This is a genomic window from Hanstruepera sp. CR43 (assembly GCF_055227665.1).
Genome location: NZ_CP200078.1, coordinates 1640289 through 1666754, shown reverse-complemented (window position 1 = coordinate 1666754; position 26466 = coordinate 1640289). Strand labels below are relative to the sequence as shown.

Sequence of the window (26466 nt, the reverse complement as noted above, 5' to 3'; positions counted from 1 at the left end):
AAATAAATGTGCGTAATTTTAGCTTAATTTATTCTCAATAAGATCGTAGAAGTCCTGAAGTGTCTTGACATTTACAAAATCTTCACCCACTAGTTTTACACCAAAGTTAGATTCTACGGCTACAACGAGATCAACAAAGTCCAAACTGTCAAGTTCAAGCGTATCTTTTAAGTTAGCTTCAGGTGCAATATCATCTTGCTCAACTTCAAATTCATCAATAAGAAAGTCGTTTATCTTTTCAATAATAACTTCTTTTACCATCACCTCTCTATTATTTTTTAATTATTAATGCAGAATTGGTTCCCCCAAATCCAAAAGAATTTGACAAAAATACATCAAATTTTTTATCTAGCGTTTTACTGACTAAATTTAATTTTGAAGCTGCTTCATCTGGTTGTTTAAGATTAATGTTTGGTGCAATAAAGTCATGATGCATCATAAGCATGGAATAGATAACTTCACTGGCACCAGCCATCCAACATTCATGACCGGTCATGGATTTCGTTGAACTAACGTAAGGGCCATTTTCGCCAAAAACATTTACAATGGCACGAGCTTCGTTGGCATCGCCAACAGGTGTTGATGTAGCATGCGCATTGACATAAGTTATATCCGAAGGATTGATGTTGGCTTGTTTAATAGCTTTTAACATAGCTCTCGAAGGGCCTTCAACATTGGGTGTAGATATATGATCGCCGTTTGATGAAAATCCATATCCAATTATTTCACCTAAAATTGGTGCGCCTCTTTTTACAGCTGAATCATAAGATTCCAAAATTAACGTAGCCGCGCCACCACTTGGCACTAAACCATCTCTAGATGAATCAAATGGTCTTGAGGCTTGTTCTGGATTTTCTGTGTTAAGAGAGAATACTCCCAAACCATCAAAACTACCCATAGCCAATTTATTGATTTCTTGAGCACCACCACAAATCACACAATCTTGGAGTCCACTTTTAATTAGTTGATAGGCCATTCCAATAGAATGTGAACCACTGGCACAGGCAGCACTAATTGTGAAATTTATGCCTGTGAGCCTAAAAATAGTCGACAAATTCATGGTTACTGATGAATTCATCCCTTTAAAAATAGCACCAGAACCCACTAAAGTGGTGTCCTTTTTTTCTCTTATAGTATCTATGGACTCTATGACGGATTGTGCAGTACTATCATTCCCATATAAAATACCAACTTCATTAGCATCAATATAATCCTGATCAATTTTAGCATTTTTTAATGCTTCAATAGTAGCCACATAGGCATACTCTCCTTCTTCGCCAAGGCTAACACGTTGTCTTCTTGATAAATCACCCTTCAAGTTAGGTCTGTCAACCATACCCGTTAATGGCGATCGGTAACCAAATGGTATACGTTCTTCGTCAATTTTTATTCCAGATTTTCCTTCATACAATGAGCTTTTTACTTCTTCTAGGTTTTTACCTATACAAGAGTAAATTCCCATTCCGGTAATAACAACACGATTCATTTATAAATTAATTATGAGTAAATCCCTCCATTAATATTAATAACTTCTCCCGTAATATAAGACGCTTTTTTAGATGCCAAAAACGATACGGCATGGGCAACTTCTTCAGGCTCGCCAAACCGATTGACTGGAATTAAGTTTTTTAATTCGGCTTCATCTAAATCGGAAGTCATATCAGATTTTATAAATCCAGGTGCAATAGCATTTACAGTAATTTTTCGTTTGGCCACCTCTTGGGCTAATGCTTTGGTTGCTGCTACCAAAGCACCCTTGGCAGCCGAATAATTGGTTTGCCCCGCAGTACCCTTGACTCCTGAAACGGAAGCTACATTAATGATTCGGCCGTAACGGTTGCGAAGCAATTTTTGAATGAGGTTATTGGTGACGTTGTAAAAACCGTTTAAAGATGTGTTAATCACATTGTCCCAATCTTCTTTAGGCATCCACATAAACAAGCCGTCTTTGGTGATTCCTGCGTTGTTTACGATAACTTCTACTGTAGCCTCTTTATTGTTTTCCTGCCAATTATTCAAAGCATTGTTAACTGATTCCGAGTCTGATACATTGAACTGTATGACTTCTCCTGTATTGCCTTCGGCCTCGACACTTTTCAAGGTTTCTAAAGCAGCTTCTTTATTACTATTGTAATTTATTAAAATATGATAGTCTGAATCTTTTGCTAATTGAATGCATATAGCTTTGCCAATACCTCTTGACCCACCAGTTACTAGGGCACACTTCATACGTTTGTTTTTAATTTTTTATTGAAATAGTTCTAAATTTTCAAAGGTCATGTTGTTGAGAATCTCACCTTTGGTATTAATATAAACCCACGTTTTCTTGTCTTTAACTCGAGCCAATCCATCAAAAAAACCTTTAGGATTGTTTTTTTGAAATATTGAAAAACCTCCAGCAGTAATATCGTATTTGTCCTGAATAACCATTTCGCCTTTAGCGTTAACAAAACCCCAAAGCTTATCAACTTTTACGGGAGCTAATCCATCTTCACTGAAAATCTCGGCATCTCTATATTTTAATGGTATGACAACTTCGCCAGAAGTATTGATGTATCCCCAATTACCATCTGAAGAAACAGGCGCCAAACCATTAAGAAACGCACGAACTTTATCATAGGTTGGTTGTACAATCCAATTACCTTTATTGTCGATAAAACCTATTTTATCATTCATTTTAGCATAGGTATTTTCACCACTAACAGAGAAGTCCCAAATTTTTTGAGCGCCAGAAATTTCCTTGAATTCCCCATTAATAATCAAGCCGTAAGACTCACCTTTGTTGGCTACAACTTGACCATTATACACATTACTGACACCATCATATTCAGTTTTTACATAGTAGTTGCCAGAAGTGTCAATTAAACCCCACTTGTCATTTTCTTGAACCTTGGCATAACCGTTTTCAAAATTAAAAGCTTTTTGGAATTTTGGTTGGATGACTGTCTTGCCATCAGTATTAATAAATCCTACATAATCTCCTTCGCGTACCAAAGCAAACCCATCATTAAAGTCGTAAATTTTATCTGATGAAATATTCGAGAGTATTTGTTCACCTTTAGTATTAATGTATATCCAATTTTTGTCTTTAAGAACAACGGCAATACCTGAATTGAATTCTTTTGTTTTATCAAAAGAAGGCTCAATGACCCATTCACCTTTACGGTTTATATAACCCCATTGCTTTTTGTCGTTCATTGCTTCAGCATAATCACCAGAAAAGTTTTTGGCAACCTTAAATTTAGGTTGTATATGCCATTCGCCGGCTTTAGTAATATAACCAAATTTACCGTCTTGTTTTGCTAGTGCCAGTTCTTGACCAAAACTTGAAATAACAGATAATAGTAATATAAGTAACAGACAATTTTTTCTCATGATTAACAGCATTTATATTTAATGATTCATTATATATTCTTTGACCTTGTTAACATAAGGATACATAATAACGTCATTAGTAAATATAGGGACTAAATTTCGGATTTCATCATACAAAACTTTAGTTTTTGATGAAACTTGACCTTGAACTTTTAAATACTCAATGGCCTGGATGATAGTTATTAATTCAATCGTGAGAACCTCATAAGCGTTTTCAATAACCTTTTTAGTTATTAATGCAGCATTGGTACCCATACTAACAATGTCTTGATTGTCATTGTTGTTTGGGATACTATGAACATACATGGGGTTAGAAAGCGTTTGGTTTTCAGCTGTTGTAGAAGTCGCAGTAAACTGAACTCCCTGCATACCGAAGTTTAAACCTAACTTTCCAAGGTTGACAAACGGAGGAAGCATGTCATTCAAACGCGCATTCAGTAAATAGTTCAATTGACGTTCAGAAAGCATACTTAATTTAGTGACCACTGTTTTTAATTTATCCATTTCAAGCGATACATAATCACCATGGAAATTTCCACCGTGATATACATGTTTTTTGTCCACATCAACAATCGGGTTATCGTTAGCTGAGTTAACTTCTTCTATTAAAATAGTTTCAACAGAATTAAGGGTGTCTAAAACAGGACCTAAAATTTGAGGAACACAACGCAGTGAATAATATTCCTGTACCTTTTCTTTAAAAACCGAAACATCTTCGTTTTTGCTGTACAAATGGTGTTCACGTTTTCTTGTTAGACCACTATCCTTAAGATGCTCGCGCATGGATTCAGCAATTTTTCGCTGACCAATATGTTTTTTAGACTGGTTTAATTCAAAAGACAAATGATCATCGTAAGCCTTGACAATTTCATTGATGGCTGCCGAGCAGGAAGTCATCCAATTTAACAGTTTTCGGGTCTTAATGGTATTTACAATTCCTATTCCTGTCATCACTGATGTGCCGTTCATAAGAGCCAGACCCTCACGTAATTCCACTGAAATAGGCTTCAGGTTTTCTAGTTCAAAAACTGTTTTGGTAGCCAATCGCTCTCCTTTGTAGAATACTTCGCCTTCACCAATAAGTACCAATGCCAAATGCGCCAATTGTACCAAATCACCACTAGCGCCTACACCTCCATGTTCATAGATAAGCGGCGTGATGTCCCTGTTGATTAATTCAGTCATTAATTCAATTACAGAAATATGAACACCTGAATGGCCTAAGGACAACGTGTTTAATCTAGCTAACATAGCAGCTTTTATATATATAGGTGGAATAGGCTGACCAGTTCCTGAAGCGTGGCTTCTAATTAGATTATATTGTAATTGAATCCGTTCAGAATCTTTTATTTTGTATTGAGCCATTGGACCAAACCCAGTGTTTACTCCATAAATGACTTTGTTTTCGGAAAATTCTTTAAGAAAGTTAAAACTATTTTCAACGCGTTCTTTTACGTCATTTTCAATTTGAATGGGCTGATTTTCAAAAATGACTTTGTAAAAATCATCGATCCCTAATTTGCCGTTAAATTTTAACATGTATGCTTTTAGTATTATATTTGAACAACTGAAAATGAATCAGTTTAGTTGGAGTGCAAATTTATAATAATTAATCAATTTATACTACTATACCTATGCAGGATATAAACATAGATGTTTTAATCATTGGAGCTGGTCCATCAGGCTCGGTTGCAGCGGCTTATTTACATAAAAAGGGACTCGATGTCAAGGTCGTTGAAAAGAGTAAGTTTCCGAGGTTTGTGATTGGTGAAAGTTTATTGCCAAGATGTATGGATCATTTTGAAGAAGTCGGACTTTTGGATTGTTTAAAAGCTGAAAATTTTGAAGTAAAATCTGGAGCTCGTTTTTTAAGAGGTGATATTGTCTGTAACTTTGATTTCAGTAAAAAGCATACTGATGGCTGGGACTGGACTTGGCAGGTGCCTAGAGCCGATTTTGATTCGGCGTTGGTCAATGAGTTATTGAAATGGGGTGTTGATATTGCCTTTGAGCATGAAGTGGTTGATGTTCAATTTTCTGAAAATGGTTCATCGGTTACTGAAGTGAAAGACGAAACAGGAGCAAGCTATCATGTGCATGCCAAATATATTGTAGATTCTAGTGGTTATGGACGTGTTTTGCCCAGATTATTGGATTTAGATAAGCCATCTTCCATACCAGAACACTCCTCAATTTTTGGTCATGTTAAAGATGTTAACAGACCAGAAGGTACAGAAGGTACCTTAATTACCTTTGATGTTTTAGATAAGGATACCTGGTTTTGGGTCATCCCATTCTCAAATGGCAATACCAGTCTAGGATTTGTTGGCAAAAATGAATTTATAGATTCGTTCGAAGGAACCACTTCTGAACGATTAATAGACATGTTAAAGCATTCAGATTATTACTATGAACGTTTTAAAGACGCTCCACAGTTGTTTGAGCCAAAAAGTATTAGAAATTATTCAAAAGCCGTAAAAAAATTCTATGGGAAAGGCTTTGTGCTTACAGGCAATAGTGCTGAATTTTTAGATCCTGTATTTTCATCTGGAGTAACCTTTGCAACAGAATCTGCTTTGCAGGCATCGAAATTGATAGCAAAAGAATTACAAGGAGAATCAGTTGACTGGAAAGAAGATTATGAAGGTTACATAAAGGCTGGTGTGGATGTGTTTGCCACTTATGTGAAAGAATGGTATACAGGAAACTTACAAACCTTATTTTTTCACAGACCCGAAAATCCAGAAGTTAAAAGACAAATATGCGCTGTATTAGCAGGTTATGTTTGGGATCAAACCAACCCGTTTGTTAAAAAGCACGATCGTTTGGTAAAAACCATGGCACATATAATTAACATGGGAAAAGAACAAAGCGAGTCGGTTTAAGGACTCGCTTTGATTTTAAATTACATTTTATAAAACTATTTAGCTCTTTTCTTCAGGTCTTTAGCTAATGTTTTAGCCATTTTTGCATAAGCTTCACCAACTCTTACCCCTGAATCATAATCATTTCCAAAAGCAGCATTGCCTTCAGCTCTGGTATATTTGACTGAAAATAATATAGTATCTGGAGCATCATTTTTGTAAACAGAAATTATAGCATCAACTTTAGAGTTTTGTCTCATGACACCAACATTGTAACCAGGATATAAAAATGTCGTTTGAATCTTCATAGTATAGTCTGCACTTGCCATGTCTCTACCAACAACAACTTCTTTGTCGTCCCATCTTTTATTAAATGATTCAGCAAATTTAGGTTCGTAATGTTCTTCTCTATCAGCAAACCAAGCTTTTTTAAAGCGTTCTCCTGCACCAGGCTCTTTTTCATCACGCTTGGCCATTTTATCTTTTAGGAACTCTTCTTCAGATTCATACTTTGGAATTTCAAGATTCTCATATTCAAATTCTAAATTGTAAGCAGAAATTCCTTTAAGGTTTTTCCAATCCCCCTCTAGGACTTTTGATTTTTGCGCTTGAATGGCAGTTGAAACCAAAAGAACAGTAATAAGTAATAAGTTTTTCATGATAATAGTTTATTGATTTTATGGCCAAAATATAATAACTTTAATTATAAAACCATACGTTTTATTGCGTATTTTTTAAAAGCTAAAGAATTCATCTAGGCTTCTTGGTTAATTGTTTTTTTTAGATTGTTTATCATATTCTTGGTGATAGCCTCTAAATCAAAATTGTGTTTCCAATCCCAGTCTTTTCGGGCAAGGTTATCATCAATGCTTTTTGGCCAAGAATCGGCAATTTCCTGTCTAAAATCCGGTTGATAGGAAACGGTAAAGTCTTTAAGGTGCGATTGAATAGATTTTACAATATCTTTAGGTGTAAAACTAATGGCAGCTAAATTATAAGAAGAACGTATAGTTAAGTTTTCTGCTGAAGCATCCATAATTTTTATGGTTGCATCAATGGCATCATCCATATACATCATGGGAAGTTCCGTGTTTTCAGATAAGAAACACTCATAATGATTGTCCGCCAAAGCCTTATGATAAATATCAACTGCGTAATCAGTGGTACCACCACCAGGTAATGTTTTCCAACTTATAATTCCGGGATATCGAACACTGCGTACATCAACATCATACTTGTTATAATAATATTCACACCATCGCTCACCCACTTGTTTCGTAATTCCATAAACCGTTGTAGGTTCCATAACCGTATATTGTGGGGTGTTTTCTTTAGGGGTTGTTGGTCCAAAAACGGCAATACTGGAAGGCCAAAACACTTTTTGGATGAATTTATTTTTGGCAAGATTCAATACATTAAACAATGAATCCATATTCAAATCCCAAGCTTTCATCGGATATTTTTCGCCAGTAGCACTAAGCATAGCAGCCATTAAGTAAACCGTATTAATGTTGTATTTTTCAATACAAATCTTCATACTGGAATAATCTTGTGCGTCCAAAATTTCAAAAATCCCAGAATTTACGACATCGAGATTACCATAATTTATATCGCTCGCAATGACATTATCATTGCCATGAATTTCCCGGAGTTTTTGTGTTAATTCTGAACCTATTTGGCCACATGCACCAATAATCAAGATTTTTGGATTCATTTAAAAAAGATAGTGTTATTGATTGTCAAATTTAAAAAGAAATAATAATGAGTTCACAAATTTAACTTAAAATAACTCATATTGTAAGCTGTTATTACTTAATTTGAAAACAAAACACAAATAATACAATATATTTGTGGCTCTAATTTAGAAGACTATGAAATTGGCCATTATTTTAATGACGGTTTGTCTGTTTGCTTGTAAGGATGCCAAAGAACAAGCCAATATTGTTGATCTTGAGCAACAGGTAGAATTAGTGGAAAAGCAGGATATCGAAAAATTTAAATATGTCGAGTTTTTGCCAGATGCTAAAGTTTCTAAAATTATTGAGAACTGGAATAAGTATGAAGAACTTGAGCATATCATTCAAGATGTAAAAAATGCTAATTTATCCTTTTTCAAAGAAAATAAGGAGATTGTAGAGACCTTGGTTAATGAACTTAAAACTTCGGTTCCAGAAAAAATAAATTCTCCCCAAGTCATGTCAAGAATCATTGCTCTAGAAACCAAGATTTTTAAACTAGAGGCTCTGGTTAATCTTTCAAAAATGGATAGAAAGGCAACATTGGATGGGGTTAAGGAACTTTTGGTTGCGTTTTCTAATCTGAATCTTCAAATGAACAAGAAAATAGAAAAAGAATCCCAAAATATCCAAAGGCCAAAATAAATTTTGTTATTAACAGAAAATATTGGCTTTTTATGTTATTTTTGGCTACCAAAATTTACTGTGAAATAAGTCATTTCTAGGCAATTAGATTAATAGCAATCTTTTCATTTTGACTCATTTCCTAAAAAACTTTACTAAAATGAAAAAGAGTTTACTCGTATTATGTCTGTTTTCAATTTCTTTTGCTCAAGCACAATTTAACCAAGCTGCTCCTTGGATGAAGGATTTGAATATAGAACAAAGAAGAGATTCAAATCCCGTAACATTCCAAGAAATTGTTGATGCTTTTGAAGCATACTGGGAAACAAGGGATCCTAATGTAAAAGGAAGTGGCTTCAAGCCCTTTATGCGTTGGAAAAACTATTGGGAAAATTTTGTCAAGGAAGATGGTACTTTGCCAACTTCTGCTGAACTATGGGCCACTTGGGAAACTGTACAAAGGTCTCAAATGAACAGTAGGCGAGTTGATGAAAGCAACTGGGTGCCTGTTGGACCATTTACACATACCAATACCGGATCTTGGTCATCTGGCCAAGGAAGGGTAAATGCCGTTGCTGTAGATCCTAACAATCCAAACACCTATTATGTGGGAGCACCAGCAGGAGGGCTTTGGAAATCTACAGATGCGGGGACTACTTGGACCACAACAACTGATGGCTTACCACAGATTGGTGTTTCGGGAATTGCGATAGATCATAGTAATTCGGATATTATATATATCGCAACTGGTGATGATGATGCCAATGACTCATTTAGTGTTGGTGTTATGAAATCCATTGACGGTGGTGATACTTGGACAACTACCGATTTAAATCCCGGGAACACACCAGGATCTATGAATGATATTTATATGCATCCAACAAATTCAAATATCCTTTGGGTTGCGACAAATGATGGTGTTTATAAAACTACAGATGGAGGAGTTGATTGGAGAAATACCAATGCGGGAGGTAGTCCAAATGGTACTGGAGGTCAAAACATCAGAGACATAAAAATTCATCCGAGTAATCCAAATATAATCTATGCTGTTTCGACTAACATTTTTTATAAATCTGTTAATGGAGGAGATAGTTTTACACCCGTAATAGGGCATGGGTTACCTTCAGGGGTTTCAAGATATGTTATTGATGTAACACCGGCCAATGCGAATGTGGTTTATTTGCTGGCCGCAGATAATTCAAGTGATTTTCTAGGGTTGTATAAATCTACAAATGAAGGAGGTGATTTTACCTTAATGGCCAATCAGGATTCAGTTGGGGATATATTTGAGAGCCCACAATCATGGTATGATATGGCTATGAGTGTTTCTGATCTAAATGAAAATGAGGTATATGTTGGTGTTTTAAATATTTGGAAAACAAGCAATGGTGGACTGACTTTTGAAAAGTTGAATTATTGGAATGCACCTTTTTCAGATTCTTACACCCATGCCGATATTCACTTTTTACGCTTTTATAATGGGGAGTTGTATGCAGGCACGGATGGTGGTTTTTACAAATCATCTAATGGCGGTCAGAATTTTACCGATTTAACTGCTGGTATGCAAATAAGTCAATTTTACAAAGTTGCCGTATCTAAACAAACATCTTCTAAAATGGTTGGAGGGCTCCAGGATAATGGAGGTCATGCCTTTAGTGGAGATCAATGGCAAAATTATTATGGAGCCGACGGTATGGACACAGCTGTAGACCCTAATAACTCTGATTTGTTTTATGGATTTATTCAGTTTGGAGGTAATTTAAATGTTTCTTCAACAGCAGGGGCTAGTTTAAATTCTCAAATCGGTGGACCTGGTGGCGAACAAGGAAATTGGGTTACTCCTCTAGCTATGAGTAAAAATAGTGAGTTATTTGCAGGTTACTCAAGTCTCTATAAACTCACAGGTTCCAATTGGACGGCGGTATCGTCAAGTTTTGGAACCAATATTGATAGATTGGAAATAGATGAGATTGACTCTAACAATATTTATGTAGCCACTAATGCCAATTTGCGAAAAAGTACGGATAACGGCGTTAATTTTACTCTTGTTGAGTCATTTCCTTCCAACATCACATCAATTGAAGTTAATAATACCGATAATTCCATTGTTTATGTTACTACGTCTAGTAGTGTATATCAATCAAATGATGGTGGTTTGAACTTTATCAATATTTCAACAGGCTTACCTGGTGTTACTAAAAACTGTATTAAACATCAAGGGTTAAATGATACAAACCCATTATACCTGGCTACAAGTTTAGGTGTTTACAGATATGATGATACGACATTGACTTGGGAATTGTTCAATAATAATTTACCAAATGTTACTGTAACAGATTTAGAAATCAACGTATTCGACAATATTATTACGGCTTCAACCTACGGAAGAGGTATTTGGCAGTCGAATATCACAACACTTTTGGCTAATAATGATATCAAATTAGTTGAAGTAACTGGGGTGAGTAATGCCATAGAATGTGCATCTGATATTGAGGCTCAAGTACTAGTAGAAAATAATGGATTGAATCCTATAAATACTGTTTCAGTAACTTATTATGTAGATGGTGTAAGTTCTAGTTTTGATTGGACAGGTAATTTAAATACAGGAGAAACAGTATCTATTGATATTCCCATGTTTAATTTAGATGGCGGTATTCATAGCTTTAGTGTCAATACAACAATAGTTGATGATGCTTATGTTGTTAATAACGATTCGCAAATTTTTAATATCTACGCTAACGATATTGGTGTCGCCAACGAAATCAATACATTTGAAAATGACGATGACGATATGCTAGTGGTTGATGAAGGTTCTACAACACAATATTGGGAAAGAGGAGTTCCAACTGGACGTTTTTTAAGTTTTACTGAATCTGGAACACAAGTGTATGGAACAAATTTAGATGGAGATCATGACAATGAAATAAAGAGTTTTTTGGTGTCACCATGTTATGACTTAACGAACTTACAGAGTCCAGAACTATCATTTTTTATGGCTTTTGAGCTTGAGGAGGATTGGGATATTGTTTATGTGGAGTATTCAACAGATTCTGGTGAAAATTGGCAGGTTTTGGGTACAGCCAATGATCCTAACTGGTACAACAGTGATACGGTTGCTGGAGAAAATAATACTTGTTATAATTGTCCCGGAGCCCAATGGACGGGAACCAGCGGTTCATTTATGGAAGAGTACATCTATGATTTATCTGCTTTTGCTTCAGAAGCAAACATGCAATTTAGAATTGTTTTCCATTCAGACCAAGCTGTTGTAGAAGAAGGTGCCATTGTTGACGATTTTGTTGTTAGAGGAACCTTGAGTACTGAAGAGTTCAACGGAGAATCTTTTTCAATATATCCAAACCCTTCAAACAGTATTTTTAATATAAAAACTGTCAATACAACTTCGTTTGATTTTAATGTTTATGATATTTCCGGAAAGCAAGTTTTAAGTAATCGCAATATCAATTCGAGCGGTGAACCATACCAATTAGACTTAAGTTCTTATGCGTCTGGAGTATATTTCTTGGAGATAAAAACAAGAGAAGCAACCATTACGAAAAAGCTTATTTTAACCCATTAATCATTTATTTTGAATAGGTTGAAACCCGTTTTAGAAAGTGTCTGAAACGGGTTTTTATTAATGTTTTGTTAATAATTGTCAATGCCACAATTGGAAGATTCAAATAGTGGTAAATTGTACCAATTAATACAAACACAAACTTATGAATACTAACTTTAAAAGAATCACATTTTTAAGTGCCGTTACATTCTTGAGTGTAATAGCTTGTAAAAATGAACCAAAAGAAGAGACCGCTCTGGTTGAAGAAGAAGTTATTCCTGGAATTAATTTGGAATATATGGATACTTCTGTAAAGCCCAATGATGATTTTTTTCGCTATGTTAATGGAAACTGGTTGGACACAAACGAAATTCCAGATGATCGATCAAACTGGGGAAGTTTTTCTGAATTGAGAAAGAAAACGGATGCGGATGCCTTGAGTATCTTGGAAGCGGCCATGTCCGATAACAAAGACATAAAGAAAATCCAAATTTTACCAGGATCCGATCAAGAAAAAGCTGTCAATTTTTACCAAACAATTATGGACACTGTGGGTAGAAATGAACAAGGGATAAAACCAATAGAGCCTTATTTAGCTAAAATTAACGCGATTGAGAATTTGGATGATTTACAAAACTATATGATAGAAGTTGAGCCTATTGGAGGCGGTGGATTATATGGTTTTGGAGTTAGCTCTGACCCTAAAGACAGCAATAGAAATGTTGGATTTTTAGGCGGTGGAAGTACTGGTTTACCGGATAGAGATTATTATGTAAAAGATGATGAAGATTCTAAGGAAAAACGGGAAAAGTATGTAGAGCATATCACAAGAATGTTACAATTTTTAGGTGATGATGAAGCGCAAGCTAATGAAGAAGCCAAGCAAATTTTAGCCTTCGAAACACGTTTGGCTGAAGCTAAAATGGATAAGGTAGATCGAAGAGATGCCAGAAAGCGTTACAATCCCAGATCGATAGACCAAGTTCAGGAAATGGTTCCTGCTGTTAATTGGAATCGCTTTTTTGAAGGCATTGGTGTTAAAGAAATTGATACGGTAATTATTGGCGATTTGGGTTATTACAACCGTTTACAGGAAGTATTAGCTGATGGGAATGTTGATGATTGGAAAGCTTATTTAAGATGGAAAGCTTTCAGAAATGCTGCTGGATCCTTGAGTACCGATATTGAGAAGGCTAATTGGGAATTCTATGGAAAAGAATTAAATGGAGCCAAAAAGCAACGCCCAAGAGACGAGCGTGCATTAGGTTCTCTCAATGGAACTATTGGCGAAGCTTTAGGAAAGCTATACGTTGATAAAATGTTTCCACCTGAAGCCAAGACAAAAGCCGAAAACATGATTAAAAATGTCATTTTAGCTTTTGAACACAGAATCAATAAGCTAGATTGGATGAGTGAAGAAACAAAACAAAAGGCTATTGAAAAATTACGCGCCACAAAAATCAAGATTGCCTATCCAGATAAGTGGAAAGATTATTCGGATTTGGAAATTACTAGTGTAGAAGAAGGAGGATCGTATTTGCAAAATGCCTTAAACGCCAATAAATGGAATTTCAAAAAGGATCTTGATAAATTGGGCAAGCCAGTTGACAAGTCAGAATGGTATATGGCACCACAGGTTGTCAATGCTTATTTTAATCCTGCTTACAATGAAATTGTATTCCCTGCTGCCATATTACAACCACCTTTTTACAACTTTAAGGCTGACGATGCTGTGAATTATGGAGGAATTGGAGCTGTAATTGGTCACGAAATTTCTCATAGTTTTGATGATTCAGGTGCTCGATATGACAAAGATGGGAATCTGAATAATTGGTGGACTGATGAGGATCTGGAACAATTTGAAGCATTGGGTTCTGCTTTGGCAGATCAGTACAGTGCGATTGAGGTATTACCTGAAGTACACATTAACGGGAAGTTTACCCTTGGAGAGAACATTGGTGATTTAGGAGGAGTTTTAGCTGCTTACGATGCATTGCAAATGACTTTTGAAAAGGAGGGCAGACCAGAAAACATAGATGGCTTTACACCTGAGCAACGATTCTTTATGAGTTGGGCAACAGTTTGGAGAATTAAGATGCGTGATGATGCTTTAAAAACCAGAATTAAAACAGATCCTCATTCGCCTGGAATGAATCGCGCTGTACAACCATTATTAAATGTGGATGCTTTCTACGAAGCGTTTGATATTAAAGAAGGGGACAGTATGTACATTGCTCCAGAAAGTAGAGTGAGAATATGGTAAACAGATAAACCAGATAAATAAAAAGAGCAGTTTTACTGCCCTTTTTTTATTGTTTAGTTTTGTTTTGGAGGTTGTTGTTTTTGTTGCAACAAAGCATTTTTACTAATTTGAGCCAAATTAAAGTTTGGAGCAAGCTTTAAAGCTTCGTCCAATATGTCAACTGCCATGTTTATGTTTGCCGCTTTATTCTCATTAAACTTAATCAAAGCCTTCAAGTACATGAATGCAGCTTTAATGGGTACCTGATAAGGTTGTTGCGTTTCGTAGAAGGTTTTTCCCATATTGTCTTGAGATTTGCTCAATCCAATTTCAGTATATTTTAAGGCTTCTGGTAGCTTTTGGGTTTGCAAATATATTTCAGCCAATTCATAGGCAACAGAAACTTCTGGGCTTCTTTTATATAACTCTTCGAAATGAATGGCTGAACGCTCAAACTCATTCAAGGATTTTAATGACACAGCCTTAACTTCAACAGCAATATCCGAATCGTCAACTTTATGATCTATTCCTATGGTATTTAAAGCTTGAACATATTTTCCTTCGCTCATGTAAATCATGGCCAGTGTATCTTGTCTGGCTTGATTGGGCGTTAAAATGTTTAAATGGGTCAAGGCATTAATAACACCTTGTACATCACCTTGGTTTTTCATTTGTTTGTAATAAGCCTCATAATGATTTATGAGTTCTTGATTGGATTGCGCTTGAAGTTGCATAGAAAAAACACAAACAAATATTAGAATCAATCGTTTCATAACTATAGTTTTAATAATCGGTCAAAACTATAAAAAATAGCCCATCAAACTCTTAAAACAATGCTAATTATTTTATATCCAAAGAGGTTTTAATAACTATGGCATCATTGAGTACAAATGGTTTAGGAATCATGTCTTTGTTTCGGCTTTTGACACCAAGCAACGAGTTTTCAACGAGATTATAGGTAGCTTCATAAAACTGTAAGTGGGTCGTTTGATTGATAGGAACAGTAAAAATCATATCCAACGGCTCCTTGTCAGTTACATAATAACTAAAGAGTCTGTTATTAAATCGCTTATTAAATACGGTGTTAGTCGAATCGTTTGTTTTTGCCGAAACACCATTGATGGTCGCTTGTTTAAAAATAGATGTTGAATCTGAAAATACTTCAATGCGTTCGGCACCTCTGTTGGATGTAAAACAAACAGCAATTCTTCTAAAACCAGCAACAATGGTATCGTGAGTTATTTCAATTTTTGGTTTAGAAATTTGAACAACAGGAGCAGTTTTAGTAAACGTGAAACCCGATTTGTATTTGCTGCCAATAGTATTTTTTTGCAGCTCTAAAGCAGGTTCAGGCTGATCGGTAAGTTTGCTTTTGGTCCAATCATCCAATACATTATCATAAGTGGCCCAAACGGCAGTATTGGAATCCGAGTCCAAAACGTACAGTAGGCTATTAGGTTTTGGTGAATCTTCAGTGAATTTAGAATTGATATGTGCAGAAACTAGAAACCATATTGATCCAATCATGAATAAGACGGACAGTCTGTTTTTATGCTTAAAAAAACCAAAAACGGGAACCAGCAAACCAAAAATAAGCACAACTACCATACAGGAAACAAACAAAATTTTAAGTCCGAGGCCTACAGGAAACATTTTTGCGAGTGGTGACATGATCATGATGACGGGAAACGAAAAAAGCGCCATTAAAATTAAATTGGGTTGCTTTTGACGAATTAATACCAGCAGGCTTAATAAGCCAAATAGCAGCGGGATAATAAAAAAACTAGCCCCTTTCAGCTTGAAGGCTACACCAACGCAAATCAGCAACCAAATAGAAAGTGGTGCTATTAATAAACTGGCAACATGTTCCTGTTGATAAAACTTATGATAGATATAAAAAGAAATAGCGAGCGATAAGCAAATAAATGCAGCGATATAACTATGACCATTATAGGTAAAGCCATGCAACATTTCCGAGTATTGTGGATATAGAATCAATAGAAGTTTCCATAGAAAAAATCCAATTAGTACTGATAGAATCAAAGAGCCTAAAAAAGCTATAAAACCCTTACCAATTTGAGTACCTAAAAGCCGCTCTTTTTTAAATCCGTAAATAATGAGGAAAATAAAAAATATGATGGCTAGAGTCAGCATTGGAAAAATCCATGAAAATGGATATATAACCGTTTTAAATAATGGAACATTAAAATAAATGTAATCGTCATTGCTTTTTAGGTTGTCTAAATCGGCATCAGAAAAGTAATTTAATAAAGGCATTAAATACGACCCTTGGTGTTGTAGGGTATTCCTATCAAGCCGTTCGTAGGTATCCATGGCTGTATGATAATCAAAATGGTCATCAATAAAAGCAAAATTGAAACCATCAATGTCACCATCTTCGCGAAACCGGGTTAAATCTGTGTCATTAGGAAGCATTTTATAAATACTATAGGCTAATGAATTGGCTACAGGATATTCAGGATTAGCTGCTACAAAATCTTTCATGAGGTTAGCATTTCCTTGATTGGTTTCAATTAGCATATAACTTGGTCCGCCACTGCCTCTGGCTTCAAAATTGAGAACCAACCCTACATCCTTGGCCCATTGGTGTTGATTGACAAAAATATCCGCACCATTAAGCCCCAATTCTTCACCGTCGGAAATGAGAATGATAATATCATTTTGTGGCTCTTTGCCAGAATGCAAAAAAGCACGGATTCCCTCAATAATGGTAACTACACCAGAACCTGCATCACTGGCACCCAATGATGAGTGTGGATTACTATCATAATGGGTAAGCAGCAACAAGGCTTTTCCAGAATCACGTTCCTTTAATTCTAGCTATAATATTTTTAGGTTTTGATAAATTACCCCATTGGCTCATGGAGTATCCTTCTTGAACTTCAGTTTCCAGGCCCAAATTTTCCAATTGGGTCATAATATAATTGCGAACACGTGTATGTTCTTCATTTCCCAAATAATGGGGCGCTTTGGAAATCTCTTTTAAATGAACTAACGCTCGGTCAGTTGAAAATTCAGAATCAGGGGTGTCTAAATTTGAGATTTGGCTTGGAAGTAAAACCCGAAAACTCCAATAGACAGCTAGGGCAATTAAGCAAAACGCAATGAATTTTTTAAACATATTGATTGTTTAGTTAGTTTGTATATAAATGTACGCAATTTTAAAAGTACTTTAAACTTGTTTGATGGCTTTAGGATTACAGCTATAAAATGAGTATATTTAGTAAAATAAAAAAGCTAAAGTCATGGGTATAAAAAGTTTTCAAGGCGCTAGAAAGCAGCAACAAAATTCTACGCTGGATGCACCATTTAAGGTGAGTGATTATATGACTCGCGATTTAATTACATTTAAACCAGAACAATCTGTGGAACAGGTTATTGAATCGCTAATTAATAACAGAATCTCTGGAGGTCCAGTTGTTAATGACAACAACGAATTAGTTGGTATTATATCTGAAGGTGACTGCTTGAAACAGATAAGTGATAGTCGTTATTATAACATGCCTATGGAACAGGACACAGTTGAAAAACGCATGATAAAACATGTAGAAACCATAGATGGTAATATGAATGTATTTGATGCCGCCAAAAAGTTTTTAGACTCTAAAATTAGACGTTTCCCAATAGTTGAGAATGGCAAGTTGGTCGGACAGATAAGTCAAAAAGATATCCTCAAGGCAGCCATTGAATTAAAGGGTCAAAACTGGAAATAACTAATCTTCGCGCTTAACCAAAGCGTAGTAATCATTTTCTAAAGGAAGATATCCTTGGTCGTAAACAAAGTAATACACAGTGCCAACTTTGGTTGTGTAGATACTGGTGAAGTAGTTAAAGTCAAAGCCTTTTTCTATCAATTTTGCTCGAGACGTTTTTGTTTTTTTATCAGGATTTAATTCCTCCAGAATGCGGTAGTTTTTTCGAAGCCGGTTATTAGTATTTCTGATAAGGTTTTTGCTATCCTTGTTTATTCGGTTGTTATAGGAATTACGACAGGCATCACTACAGAATTTTTTATCAATTCTACCAACTATTTTTTCACCACATTCTGGACACTGTTTTTGCATATCACTAATATTTATTTCATTATGGAAATAGCAATTAAATCATCCATAAAGTCATTTAGATTGATGACACCAACGGCATAGTCGCAGTTTATCTGCATAGCAGCTGCAATACCATATTTTGGATAATAGATGAAAATAGAATTAAACCCAGGCATAAACCCAGTATGCCCATAGGCTTCACCATGATCTGTTTGGTAAATAAAACTTCCCATACCATACGAACTTGTGCCTTCAACCAACTTTCCATTAGGATTTGGGGTTATGATATTTGTTAAACTATTTTTACTTAAAAGAGCACCTTCATAATAGAGTTTGGCCCATTTGGCCAAATCTTCAGTGGTTGACGCCATGCCACCGCCAGTCCATTCAACCTGTGGATTCATGAAATATAATTTTTTATCAACCGTTTTGTTTGGAACCTGAAAAGTAGGAGGCATACGCGAATACCCTATAGCTAAATTGGTTATTTTTCGTTGTAGAGAAGGGTAGGTGTGTGTTAGATGTTGTGGTTTTAAAATCTGATTTTTGACCAAATCGTAATAATTCTCACCAGTTACTTTTTCAATAAGCATACCTAGTAGAATATAATTGGTATCAGAATAGGCCCATCCCTTACCAGCCTCGTGAACGGGTTCATCATCAAAAATAACGGATAATCTATCCTCATAAGACCAGACCTTTTCTGGGTTTTCATGAAGTTGGTTCCAGATTTCAGGTTTTAAGACATAACGTGGCAACCCAGAAGAATGCTGTAACAACATCTCCACTGTTATGTCGTCTATGTTGGGAAGATCATCGAGCCAGTCGGTGTCCGGAAAATAATCCAAATAAGTTTTTTTAAGGTCAATATCCCCAGATTCCACCAATTTAAAAACTAATGTAGCTGCGTAGGTTTTACCAATACTGCCTGAAAAAAATGAATGGCTAGTGGTTAATGGAATCTGTTCTTCAATATCCGAAAACCCTTCTGAATAATTTTTAATTTTTCCTCTATTGTCAATAATTGAAAAGTTGATACCTGGCAATTGGGTATTTTGAACCGTCTGTTTTAAATAGCCAATAACAGAATCGTTTAGGGTAATTTTTTCAGTGATTTGTGAATAGCCAATGGTTAGGCAAAAAAGTAGGGTAAGGGATAAAAGTTGTTTTTTCATTTGATTTATCTGCGTTTATTCAGTAGAGATTAATAATATATCTCCTTCGTGATTTTTGCCGTATAATTCTGTGTTAAGAGTTTTTTGAGAGATAGTTTTAATTGATTTTATGATATTTGGATCAATATTTATTTTATCTGAAACAGAATCAGCTATTGGAACACCATCAATTACAACTAAATCTATTTTTTTTCTATTAAAACTTTTGACTTCAATAAATAAACTATCAATCTCAAGGTTTTTTAATTGAAGGAATTTCACATTTGCTTTTTGGGTTATTACTAATTCTTTCAAATCTTTATAAACAATTATACTTTTAATATTTGATTTATCAAGATAAAATGATTGTAAATCTATTTTTTCATCATCTAATAATATTGTGTAATTTTTATAGTATTTACTTAAAATATTAATTCTATCGTATTTTATTGAACGGATTGAACAGCTAAAATTGATAAAAACTAAAATTAAAATCAATGCTATTCTCATATTTTAAAAACTTGTAGTAACATAATTTACTTCACCTAAATATATTAATTATTCTATTTGACAAGCTAAATAGATTTAGCTATTACAACAGTATTCGTGTTATTGACCGCATCAAAAACATGTACTTTATAAACGCGTGATTTTAAAAAGCTAATGACCTGTTGTAACTTTTTAGTCATGGATTTTTCGAGTGAGGCATTAAATAGTAATGTGCCAGATGTGGTTTTTCTTTTTAAAAGTTCTTCCCAAAAGGAAGGTTCATAAAATGGGTCTGGAACTTTTGTATCAATAAATAAATCAATAATTATTAAATCAAATTGATTGGAATTTTTTTGTACAAATTCCAAAGCATCCTCACAAACAATTTCCAAATTGTTGTTCGATTGCAGGTTAAATTCTTCTAAAGCTATTTTAATGATTTCTGAATCAATATCTACAGCGGTAATAATATTTTGATAGTTGAAATAATCACGAAGTGTTTGAATGACACTACCACCACCAATCCCCAAAAGCAAGACCGATTTAATCCGTGTCATGTCAATTTGTTCCAAACCAAATTTTAAAATTTCCTGTAAGGAACCATAAGAATAATTGGCATTTTTTGAATTTAAAAGCTTTTTGCCGTTGTACCAAGTAATTTCCAACATACCATTAGTATCAGATTTCACTTTTCTTGTAATAGGATATAAATAGCTTAAAAGTCTCACCATAGCTATAATATAGATGCCTAAATATATAATAAATTATTCATTTACAAACGACAACAAACATTTACAAACGAATTTAAATATGTAATTACCGACTAACATTTGCAAGCCGTCGCATCTTTGCCATGTCGAAACATAAGAACTCGATAGTATTAACTGTTTAACTAGCCTGCGTCTGGCAGGCATTAAAAATTTAAATTATGAACACGCTTAGAAACAAAGTACAGTTGATTGGTAGATTGGGACAAGACCCAGAAATCGTAAATTTTGAAGATGGTAACAAAATGGCCAAATTCTCAATAGCTACAGATGATAGCTACAAAGACAAAAATGGTCAAAAAATTGAACGCGCTTACTGGCATAATATCGTTGTGAAAGGAGGGTTGGTCAAAGTGGTTGAAAACTATATTACCAAAGGTCAGGAAATAGCCGTTGAAGGAAAATTAACAAACCGTTCTTGGGAAGATAAAGATGGTAACAAACGCTACATGACCGAAATAATTTGCAGCGAATTGCTGATGTTAGGAAAGTAAAACCTCTAGAGCATTCCAAAAAAAAGAGCCTTATCAAGGCTCTTTTTTTAGTTAAAGCAGTTTATGGTTGAAATATTCGTAAATCTTTTGAGAAGCCTAACATTTTTGAAAATCCTTTAGTATTTTTATGAAAAACAAGGTCATGCCAACGTCACCAAAATTAGTACGTTTTAAGCAAAATGTACTCTCTAAATTTCAGATATACAATAGTATTTTTATGACGCTTCCGTTTGATTCGGTTACGAAAACAGGAGCTTTATTACCCCTTTTTCATGAAACATGTGAATTGGGATTTAAACAGGGAGATAATCCTACGACCATAGTTGAAACATTTTTTAAAAAATATCAGGCCAGACGTTCGGCAGAAAGTCAAATTAATTTATTGTTTCGATTTATCCAATATATCGAACGTCAAGTAGTTTTGTTTGATGCCATTGAAGATGCTGCCTTTCCGATAGTCAATAACATGGATGGTATTGGAACCTTACGCAGTTTAAAGGAAACGGCTGCTTCAGAAGGTAAAATGGAACAATTACGTAATTATCTCAAGGCTTTTAAGGTGCGCATTGTATTGACAGCGCATCCAACCCAATTTTATCCTGGTGCTGTTTTGGGGATTATTACCGATTTGGATAATGCGATAAAAACCAATGACTTGCTAAAAATAAATGACCTCTTGGCTCAATTGGGTAAAACGCCTTTCTTTAAGCATAAAAAACCAACGCCTTATGACGAGGCGGTCAGTTTAATATGGTATTTGGAAAATGTATTTTACAAGTCCTTCGGAAGCATTTTTGATTACATACAACAAAATATTTTTGATGATGAGGTCATTGAAAATGATATTATTAATATTGGTTTTTGGCCAGGAGGCGATCGTGATGGTAATCCCTATGTAACACCAGAGATCACCTTAAAAGTAGCTACACGATTAAAACAAACCATTTTAAAAAATTACTATCGCGATGTCAGAAAACTTAAAAGACGTTTGACTTTTGAAGGTATCGAAGATCGTATTACCTTATTAGAGCAGAAACTATATGCCATAAGTTTTGGTTCCAACATGGAGAATGTCCTGACGCTATCCGAATTTAAAGAAGAACTTCAGGAAATAAAAGTTGAATTAATAGATAAACATCAGTCATTGTTCGTTTCTGATGTCTCCAGTCTCATCAACAAAGTGCATTTGTTCGGGTTTCATTTTGCAGCCTTGGATATCCGTCAGGATAGTCGTGCCCATGATGCCGTATTTAATAGTATGGTTGATAGCTTAATTGCTCATGGTAGTAATATTTTCCCAAAAAATTACCATGACCTTACCCAAAATGAACAAGTTGCAGTGCTATCCAAAATTCAAGGCGAAATAGACCTAAACCTTTTTGAAGATGAAGACGTTTTAAAAACGTTACAGACCATTAAAGTTATTAAAACCATTCAAGACACCAATGGTGAGCGTGCTGCTAACCGCTATATTATTAGTAATAATCAAACGACTTTAAATGTCATGCAATTGTTTGCCATGCTTAAATTAGTGGCCTTTCATGATGATTTAACCGTGGATATTGCGCCTTTATTTGAAACCATTGAAGATTTGGAGAATGCGCCTCAAGTAATGGAAGAATTGTATACAAATACAAATTATGCTGCTCATTTAAAGAAGCGTGGTAAAAAACAAACTATCATGTTAGGATTTTCGGACGGTACCAAAGATGGTGGTTACCTTATGGCTAATTGGGGTATCTATCGAGCTAAAGAACGCCTTACCGAAGTATCCAGAAAATATGATGTAACGGTTATTTTCTTTGATGGTCGTGGAGGACCACCAGCTCGTGGTGGCGGTAAGACACATCAGTTTTATGCATCACTAGGACCTACGATTGAAGATAAGGAGGTGCAGCTAACCATTCAGGGGCAAACTATTAGTTCCAATTTTGGCACGTTGGATTCTTCACAATACAATTTGGAGCAATTAATAAGTTCCGGTATTTACAATCGCCTGAACGAAAGTAATTTGGCCATGTCACCTGAAAATAGAAAAATAATTAATGATTTGGCTGAGAGAAGCTACAAGGCCTATTCAGATTTCAAAAGCCATAGCATGTTCTTGCCCTATTTAGAGCGTATGAGTACTTTGAAATATTATGCTAAAACCAATATTGGGAGTCGTCCATCAAAACGAGGAAAATCGTCTGAACTGGTGTTTTCTGATTTAAGAGCCATACCCTTTGTAGGAAGTTGGAGCCAGTTAAAACAGAACGTTCCTGGGTTTTTCGGTGTTGGTACAGCACTGAAATACTATGAAGATTCAGGAACATTTGATAAAGTAAAACAACTGTATCAGAGTTCCAGTTTTTTCAAAACCTTAATTGAAAATAGTATGATGTCCTTATCCAAATCATTTTTTGATTTGACCAAGTATATGGCTGATGATCCAGAATTTGGGGAGTTTTGGAAAATTATATATGCAGAATATGAAACCTCAAAACGCCTCATACTTAAACTGACGGGCTATAAGGTTCTTATGGAAGAAGAACCAGCCGGAAAGGCGTCAATTGATGTTCGTGAGTCTATTGTGCTACCGTTATTGACTATTCAGCAATATGCACTCAAGAAAATTCAGGAACTGCAAAAAGCAAAGCCGGAAGCCAAAGAAGAAATCGAGGTTTTTGAAAAATTAGTCACCCGTTCGCTTTTTGGAAATATTAATGCCAGCAGGAATTCAGCATAAATTTTAGGTCAATCGTTTGGATTATTAACTCATAAAATGGCATATTTGTACCACAAATGAGAAAAACAATAGTACATAAAGCACCTTGGTCACTGTCAAGTCAGTGCGATTATCGTGGAATTGAGATGAAAAATCTATTTCCAAAAAGGACGTTTATTGCTATTTTTAACCGAATTTAAGTGTGAATTAAATCAACTAAATATATAATAACAGTAAGCGTCCAAGAAATTGGGCGCTTTTTTTATGAAAAAAAACAATTTTTTTGAACAAAATTTTAAAAAACTAAAATAAAAGTCATTGAAGATTAAGCGATTGAGAGACAGTCTATTGCATGAAATCTAGAGTGTCTGAAGTAATTCGGACAGGAATAACTATGACTTAAATTACTGAAAATCAAATAGTTGAACTAGAATTTTATTTGCATAATAGAAAAATCCATTTCATATTTGCACCGCAGAATTGAACAATCCATCTGCTAACAATTTTTAAAAACAAGAAGCCATGCTAATACATGCCATGTATCAAAATGAGAGTTGCGAGTTTAAATCGCAAAATGGGCTTCGGACGTTTCTGTAATATTCTTTCCAGAAATCAATCCGAAGCAAATCAAACTGTTTCGGATTTTTTATTTCACGAAAAATCAAGAAAACTAAATCTAAACAGTTTTGCATTCGCATATGTTATGCGAAGCATTAAACTAATAAAATTTTAGAAAGAAATTATGGAAAATAATTTACATAACGTCTATTTGTTTCGCGCAATAGAAGCTTACCCTTGGGAACTTGAAAAGGCTATTGAGGCATTAAATTACGCTTTGTCTTATGATCCTGAAAATGTTAAAGCTTTAAGTCTCATGGCTACGATACAAATAGAACAGCTAGGAAACTATGAGTTGGCAAAAAGCTATTACCAAAAAGCTTTGTCTGTCAGTTTGGAAGCTCAGTTCATATATCCTGAATATATCCGGTTGTTGATTAACTATGGAGACTATGAAGAGGCCCAAAACTTAATTGAATTTGCTGTAACTGTCAAAGGTATTGATAAAGCTGGTATTATGTTGAATCAAGGTCTGTTGTATGAAGTACAGGAACAATTTGATTTGGCAGAGAATACTATAAAAGAAGCGAAGCAATTAGCCATGAATAATGATTTCATTAGCTATGCTGACGACATATTATCTAGAGTAAGTAAAAAGCATAAGTTCCAAAAAAATAAGGAACGAAAACTTGAAAACTTGCAAAAGAAGGTAGAGGAAGAAACCAAAACAAACTGGTTTCAGAATAGGTTGAATAGTTTATTATAAAAAAAGGAGGTTTTAATAATCGGCAAACGTAATTGTTTGCCGATTATCAAGGGAATTCGTCAGCGTGGGAGAGCTGAAGCAGTCTGAAATGAACTTGTTCATTCAACGAAACCTATTTATCAAAATAGTTATGGTTGAGTTAAACTCTGTTACATCATATGTTGAGTAGGTTCGAATCCTACAATTCCCACAATTGAAAGAGATTTTCTCTGGAAAATAGGTGGTGTAGAAAAAATGCGTTAGAAATTTCTAACGCATTTTTTATGCAACTTTCTTAAGTAAATCGAAGCAAGGACATTTACCACAACGCTTCTGTTCGCCTTTTTTATACTTTTCACAGCATTTGCTTTTTACCTTGTTGGCATTGATAATACCTGCTTTGTGTAAGGTTTTTAAAGCCTTTTTTTGCTGTTTCTTTTCTTTTTTCTTTTTGCCCAATGGATGCTAACTTGTGGAATACACGGCAAAAATAATTATTTTTATTAATTCTAAATAAACTTAATTGTTAAAATTATTCTGGGTTGTCTGAAGCTGCCGTACTAACAGTCAATTGCTGAATATCTCTATCAAATAAATACAAACCACCTTTGTCATTACCAATCATATTTATTTTGTCAAGAATAGTACGAGCCATGGCTTCTTCCTCAATTTGTTCACTAACATACCATTGTAAGAAGTTATGTGTGGAATAATCTTTTTCCTGTAAGGTAATATGAACCAATTCATTAATGCTTTCTGATACCATGACTTCATGCTCAAACAACTTTTCAAACATTTCTTTAAATGATTTAAAGGTGACGTTTGGCGCTTTTAATGCTGAAACATGTGCATGTCCACCACGTTCGTTTACATATCTAACTAGTTTAAGCATGTGCGCTCGTTCTTCATCAGATTGTGAGTACATAAAACCAGCCACACCCTCCAAACCTTTCACTTCAGCCCAGCAAGCCATAGCCAAATAGATTTGAGACGATTCGGCTTCAACTCTAATTTGATCGTTTAGGGCTTTTTCTATTTTTTTTGATAACATAATATCTTCCTTTTTACGTAAAGTTAAGGAATTCAGG

The 26466-nt window shown here is 34.9% G+C and carries 24 protein-coding genes; 8 read left to right on the top strand and 16 right to left on the bottom strand.

Annotated elements, in window-relative coordinates:
- Positions 1 to 18 precede the first annotated feature (18 nt).
- From ACKXGU_RS07600 to flxA, 5 genes are read right to left on the bottom strand one after another with little or no spacing between them, the layout of a single operon-like run.
- Positions 19 to 261: an acyl carrier protein gene (locus ACKXGU_RS07600; RefSeq protein ID WP_103050490.1), complete on the bottom strand. Its 243-nt coding sequence runs from the start codon at positions 259 to 261 to the stop codon at positions 19 to 21.
- Between the two features lie 10 nt (positions 262 to 271).
- Positions 272 to 1486 carry a beta-ketoacyl-[acyl-carrier-protein] synthase family protein gene (locus tag ACKXGU_RS07595; RefSeq protein ID WP_463464747.1) on the bottom strand — a complete coding sequence of 405 codons (1215 nt, stop codon included), beginning with the start codon at positions 1484 to 1486 and terminating at the stop codon, positions 272 to 274.
- Between the two features lie 11 nt (positions 1487 to 1497).
- Complete coding sequence (flxB, locus tag ACKXGU_RS07590) at positions 1498 to 2229, bottom strand: flexirubin biosynthesis SDR family reductase FlxB (protein WP_463464746.1); 732 nt, start codon at positions 2227 to 2229, stop codon at positions 1498 to 1500.
- An 18-nt stretch (positions 2230 to 2247) separates the two neighbouring features.
- Positions 2248 to 3375, bottom strand: a complete 1128-nt coding sequence (locus tag ACKXGU_RS07585; RefSeq protein ID WP_463464745.1) for a WG repeat-containing protein — start codon at positions 3373 to 3375, stop codon at positions 2248 to 2250.
- Positions 3376 to 3393: 18 nt separating this feature from the next.
- Positions 3394 to 4914 carry a flexirubin biosynthesis tyrosine ammonia-lyase FlxA gene (flxA, locus tag ACKXGU_RS07580; RefSeq protein ID WP_463464744.1) on the bottom strand — a complete coding sequence of 507 codons (1521 nt, stop codon included), beginning with the start codon at positions 4912 to 4914 and terminating at the stop codon, positions 3394 to 3396.
- A gap of 95 nt (positions 4915 to 5009) precedes the next feature.
- Between flxA and ACKXGU_RS07575 the strand changes: the two genes are divergently transcribed.
- Positions 5010 to 6260 carry an NAD(P)/FAD-dependent oxidoreductase gene (locus ACKXGU_RS07575; protein WP_463464743.1) on the top strand — a complete coding sequence of 417 codons (1251 nt, stop codon included), beginning with the start codon at positions 5010 to 5012 and terminating at the stop codon, positions 6258 to 6260.
- 35 nt (positions 6261 to 6295) lie between these two features.
- On the opposite strand, the gene ACKXGU_RS07570 is transcribed toward ACKXGU_RS07575, so the two are convergent.
- Together ACKXGU_RS07570 and ACKXGU_RS07565 are read right to left on the bottom strand one after the other, a co-directional pair.
- Positions 6296 to 6898 (bottom strand): hypothetical protein, encoded by a 603-nt coding sequence (locus ACKXGU_RS07570; protein ID WP_463464742.1) that lies wholly within the window; start codon positions 6896 to 6898, stop codon positions 6296 to 6298.
- Between the two features lie 95 nt (positions 6899 to 6993).
- Positions 6994 to 7953 carry an NAD-dependent epimerase/dehydratase family protein gene (locus tag ACKXGU_RS07565; RefSeq protein WP_463464741.1) on the bottom strand — a complete coding sequence of 320 codons (960 nt, stop codon included), beginning with the start codon at positions 7951 to 7953 and terminating at the stop codon, positions 6994 to 6996.
- Positions 7954 to 8110: 157 nt separating this feature from the next.
- On the opposite strand from ACKXGU_RS07565, the gene ACKXGU_RS07560 reads away from it, so the two are divergent.
- The 3 genes from ACKXGU_RS07560 to ACKXGU_RS07550 all read left to right on the top strand — a co-directional run bounded on the left by ACKXGU_RS07560 (position 8111) and on the right by ACKXGU_RS07550 (position 14421).
- Positions 8111 to 8620: a hypothetical protein gene (locus tag ACKXGU_RS07560; protein ID WP_463464740.1), complete on the top strand. Its 510-nt coding sequence runs from the start codon at positions 8111 to 8113 to the stop codon at positions 8618 to 8620.
- 139 nt (positions 8621 to 8759) lie between these two features.
- The gene (locus tag ACKXGU_RS07555; RefSeq protein ID WP_463464739.1) at positions 8760 to 12179 is read left to right on the top strand and encodes a T9SS type A sorting domain-containing protein; all 3420 of its coding nucleotides are present in this window, start codon (positions 8760 to 8762) and stop codon (positions 12177 to 12179) included.
- Between the two features lie 142 nt (positions 12180 to 12321).
- The gene (locus ACKXGU_RS07550; protein WP_463464738.1) at positions 12322 to 14421 is read left to right on the top strand and encodes a M13 family metallopeptidase; all 2100 of its coding nucleotides are present in this window, start codon (positions 12322 to 12324) and stop codon (positions 14419 to 14421) included.
- Between the two features lie 53 nt (positions 14422 to 14474).
- Here the strand turns inward: ACKXGU_RS07550 and ACKXGU_RS07545 are convergent, their stop codons facing one another.
- The 3 genes from ACKXGU_RS07545 to ACKXGU_RS07535 form a co-directional block, all read right to left on the bottom strand.
- Positions 14475 to 15173 (bottom strand): tetratricopeptide repeat protein, encoded by a 699-nt coding sequence (locus ACKXGU_RS07545; protein ID WP_463464737.1) that lies wholly within the window; start codon positions 15171 to 15173, stop codon positions 14475 to 14477.
- A gap of 67 nt (positions 15174 to 15240) precedes the next feature.
- The gene (locus ACKXGU_RS07540) at positions 15241 to 17208 is read right to left on the bottom strand and encodes a M28 family peptidase (RefSeq protein ID WP_463464736.1); all 1968 of its coding nucleotides are present in this window, start codon (positions 17206 to 17208) and stop codon (positions 15241 to 15243) included.
- Between the two features lie 13 nt (positions 17209 to 17221).
- Positions 17222 to 17542, bottom strand: coding sequence for a hypothetical protein (locus ACKXGU_RS07535; RefSeq protein ID WP_463464735.1), 321 nt, complete (start codon positions 17540 to 17542; stop codon positions 17222 to 17224).
- A 124-nt stretch (positions 17543 to 17666) separates the two neighbouring features.
- Between ACKXGU_RS07535 and ACKXGU_RS07530 the strand changes: the two genes are divergently transcribed.
- Positions 17667 to 18134: a CBS domain-containing protein gene (locus ACKXGU_RS07530; RefSeq protein WP_463464734.1), complete on the top strand. Its 468-nt coding sequence runs from the start codon at positions 17667 to 17669 to the stop codon at positions 18132 to 18134.
- On the opposite strand, the gene ACKXGU_RS07525 is transcribed toward ACKXGU_RS07530, so the two are convergent.
- The 4 genes from ACKXGU_RS07525 to ACKXGU_RS07510 form a co-directional block, all read right to left on the bottom strand.
- Positions 18135 to 18485: a hypothetical protein gene (locus ACKXGU_RS07525; protein ID WP_463464733.1), complete on the bottom strand. Its 351-nt coding sequence runs from the start codon at positions 18483 to 18485 to the stop codon at positions 18135 to 18137.
- Positions 18486 to 18496: 11 nt separating this feature from the next.
- Entirely contained in the window at positions 18497 to 19639 is a 1143-nt protein-coding gene (locus tag ACKXGU_RS07520) for a serine hydrolase domain-containing protein (protein WP_463464732.1), read from the bottom strand.
- A gap of 15 nt (positions 19640 to 19654) precedes the next feature.
- Entirely contained in the window at positions 19655 to 20128 is a 474-nt protein-coding gene (locus ACKXGU_RS07515) for a hypothetical protein (protein ID WP_463464731.1), read from the bottom strand.
- A 65-nt stretch (positions 20129 to 20193) separates the two neighbouring features.
- Positions 20194 to 20838, bottom strand: a complete 645-nt coding sequence (locus ACKXGU_RS07510) for a spermidine synthase (protein WP_463464730.1) — start codon at positions 20836 to 20838, stop codon at positions 20194 to 20196.
- Between the two features lie 197 nt (positions 20839 to 21035).
- Here ACKXGU_RS07510 and ACKXGU_RS07505 point away from each other — a divergent pair, with 197 nt between their 5' ends.
- The 3 genes from ACKXGU_RS07505 (at position 21036) to ACKXGU_RS07495 (ending at position 25399) form a co-directional block, all read left to right on the top strand.
- Positions 21036 to 21368: a single-stranded DNA-binding protein gene (locus tag ACKXGU_RS07505; protein ID WP_463464729.1), complete on the top strand. Its 333-nt coding sequence runs from the start codon at positions 21036 to 21038 to the stop codon at positions 21366 to 21368.
- Positions 21369 to 21510: 142 nt separating this feature from the next.
- A complete protein-coding gene (locus tag ACKXGU_RS07500; protein ID WP_463467415.1) occupies positions 21511 to 24096 on the top strand; it encodes a phosphoenolpyruvate carboxylase in 2586 nt (861 codons plus the stop codon).
- A gap of 721 nt (positions 24097 to 24817) precedes the next feature.
- Positions 24818 to 25399, top strand: a complete 582-nt coding sequence (locus ACKXGU_RS07495; protein ID WP_463464728.1) for a tetratricopeptide repeat protein — start codon at positions 24818 to 24820, stop codon at positions 25397 to 25399.
- Positions 25400 to 25660: 261 nt separating this feature from the next.
- Here the strand turns inward: ACKXGU_RS07495 and ACKXGU_RS07490 are convergent, their stop codons facing one another.
- On the bottom strand, positions 25661 to 25837 hold the full coding sequence (locus ACKXGU_RS07490; RefSeq protein ID WP_463464727.1) for a hypothetical protein: 177 nt from the start codon (positions 25835 to 25837) through the stop codon (positions 25661 to 25663).
- Positions 25838 to 25910: 73 nt separating this feature from the next.
- Positions 25911 to 26429, bottom strand: coding sequence for a ferritin (locus tag ACKXGU_RS07485; RefSeq protein WP_463464726.1), 519 nt, complete (start codon positions 26427 to 26429; stop codon positions 25911 to 25913).
- Positions 26430 to 26466: the final 37 nt, after the last annotated feature.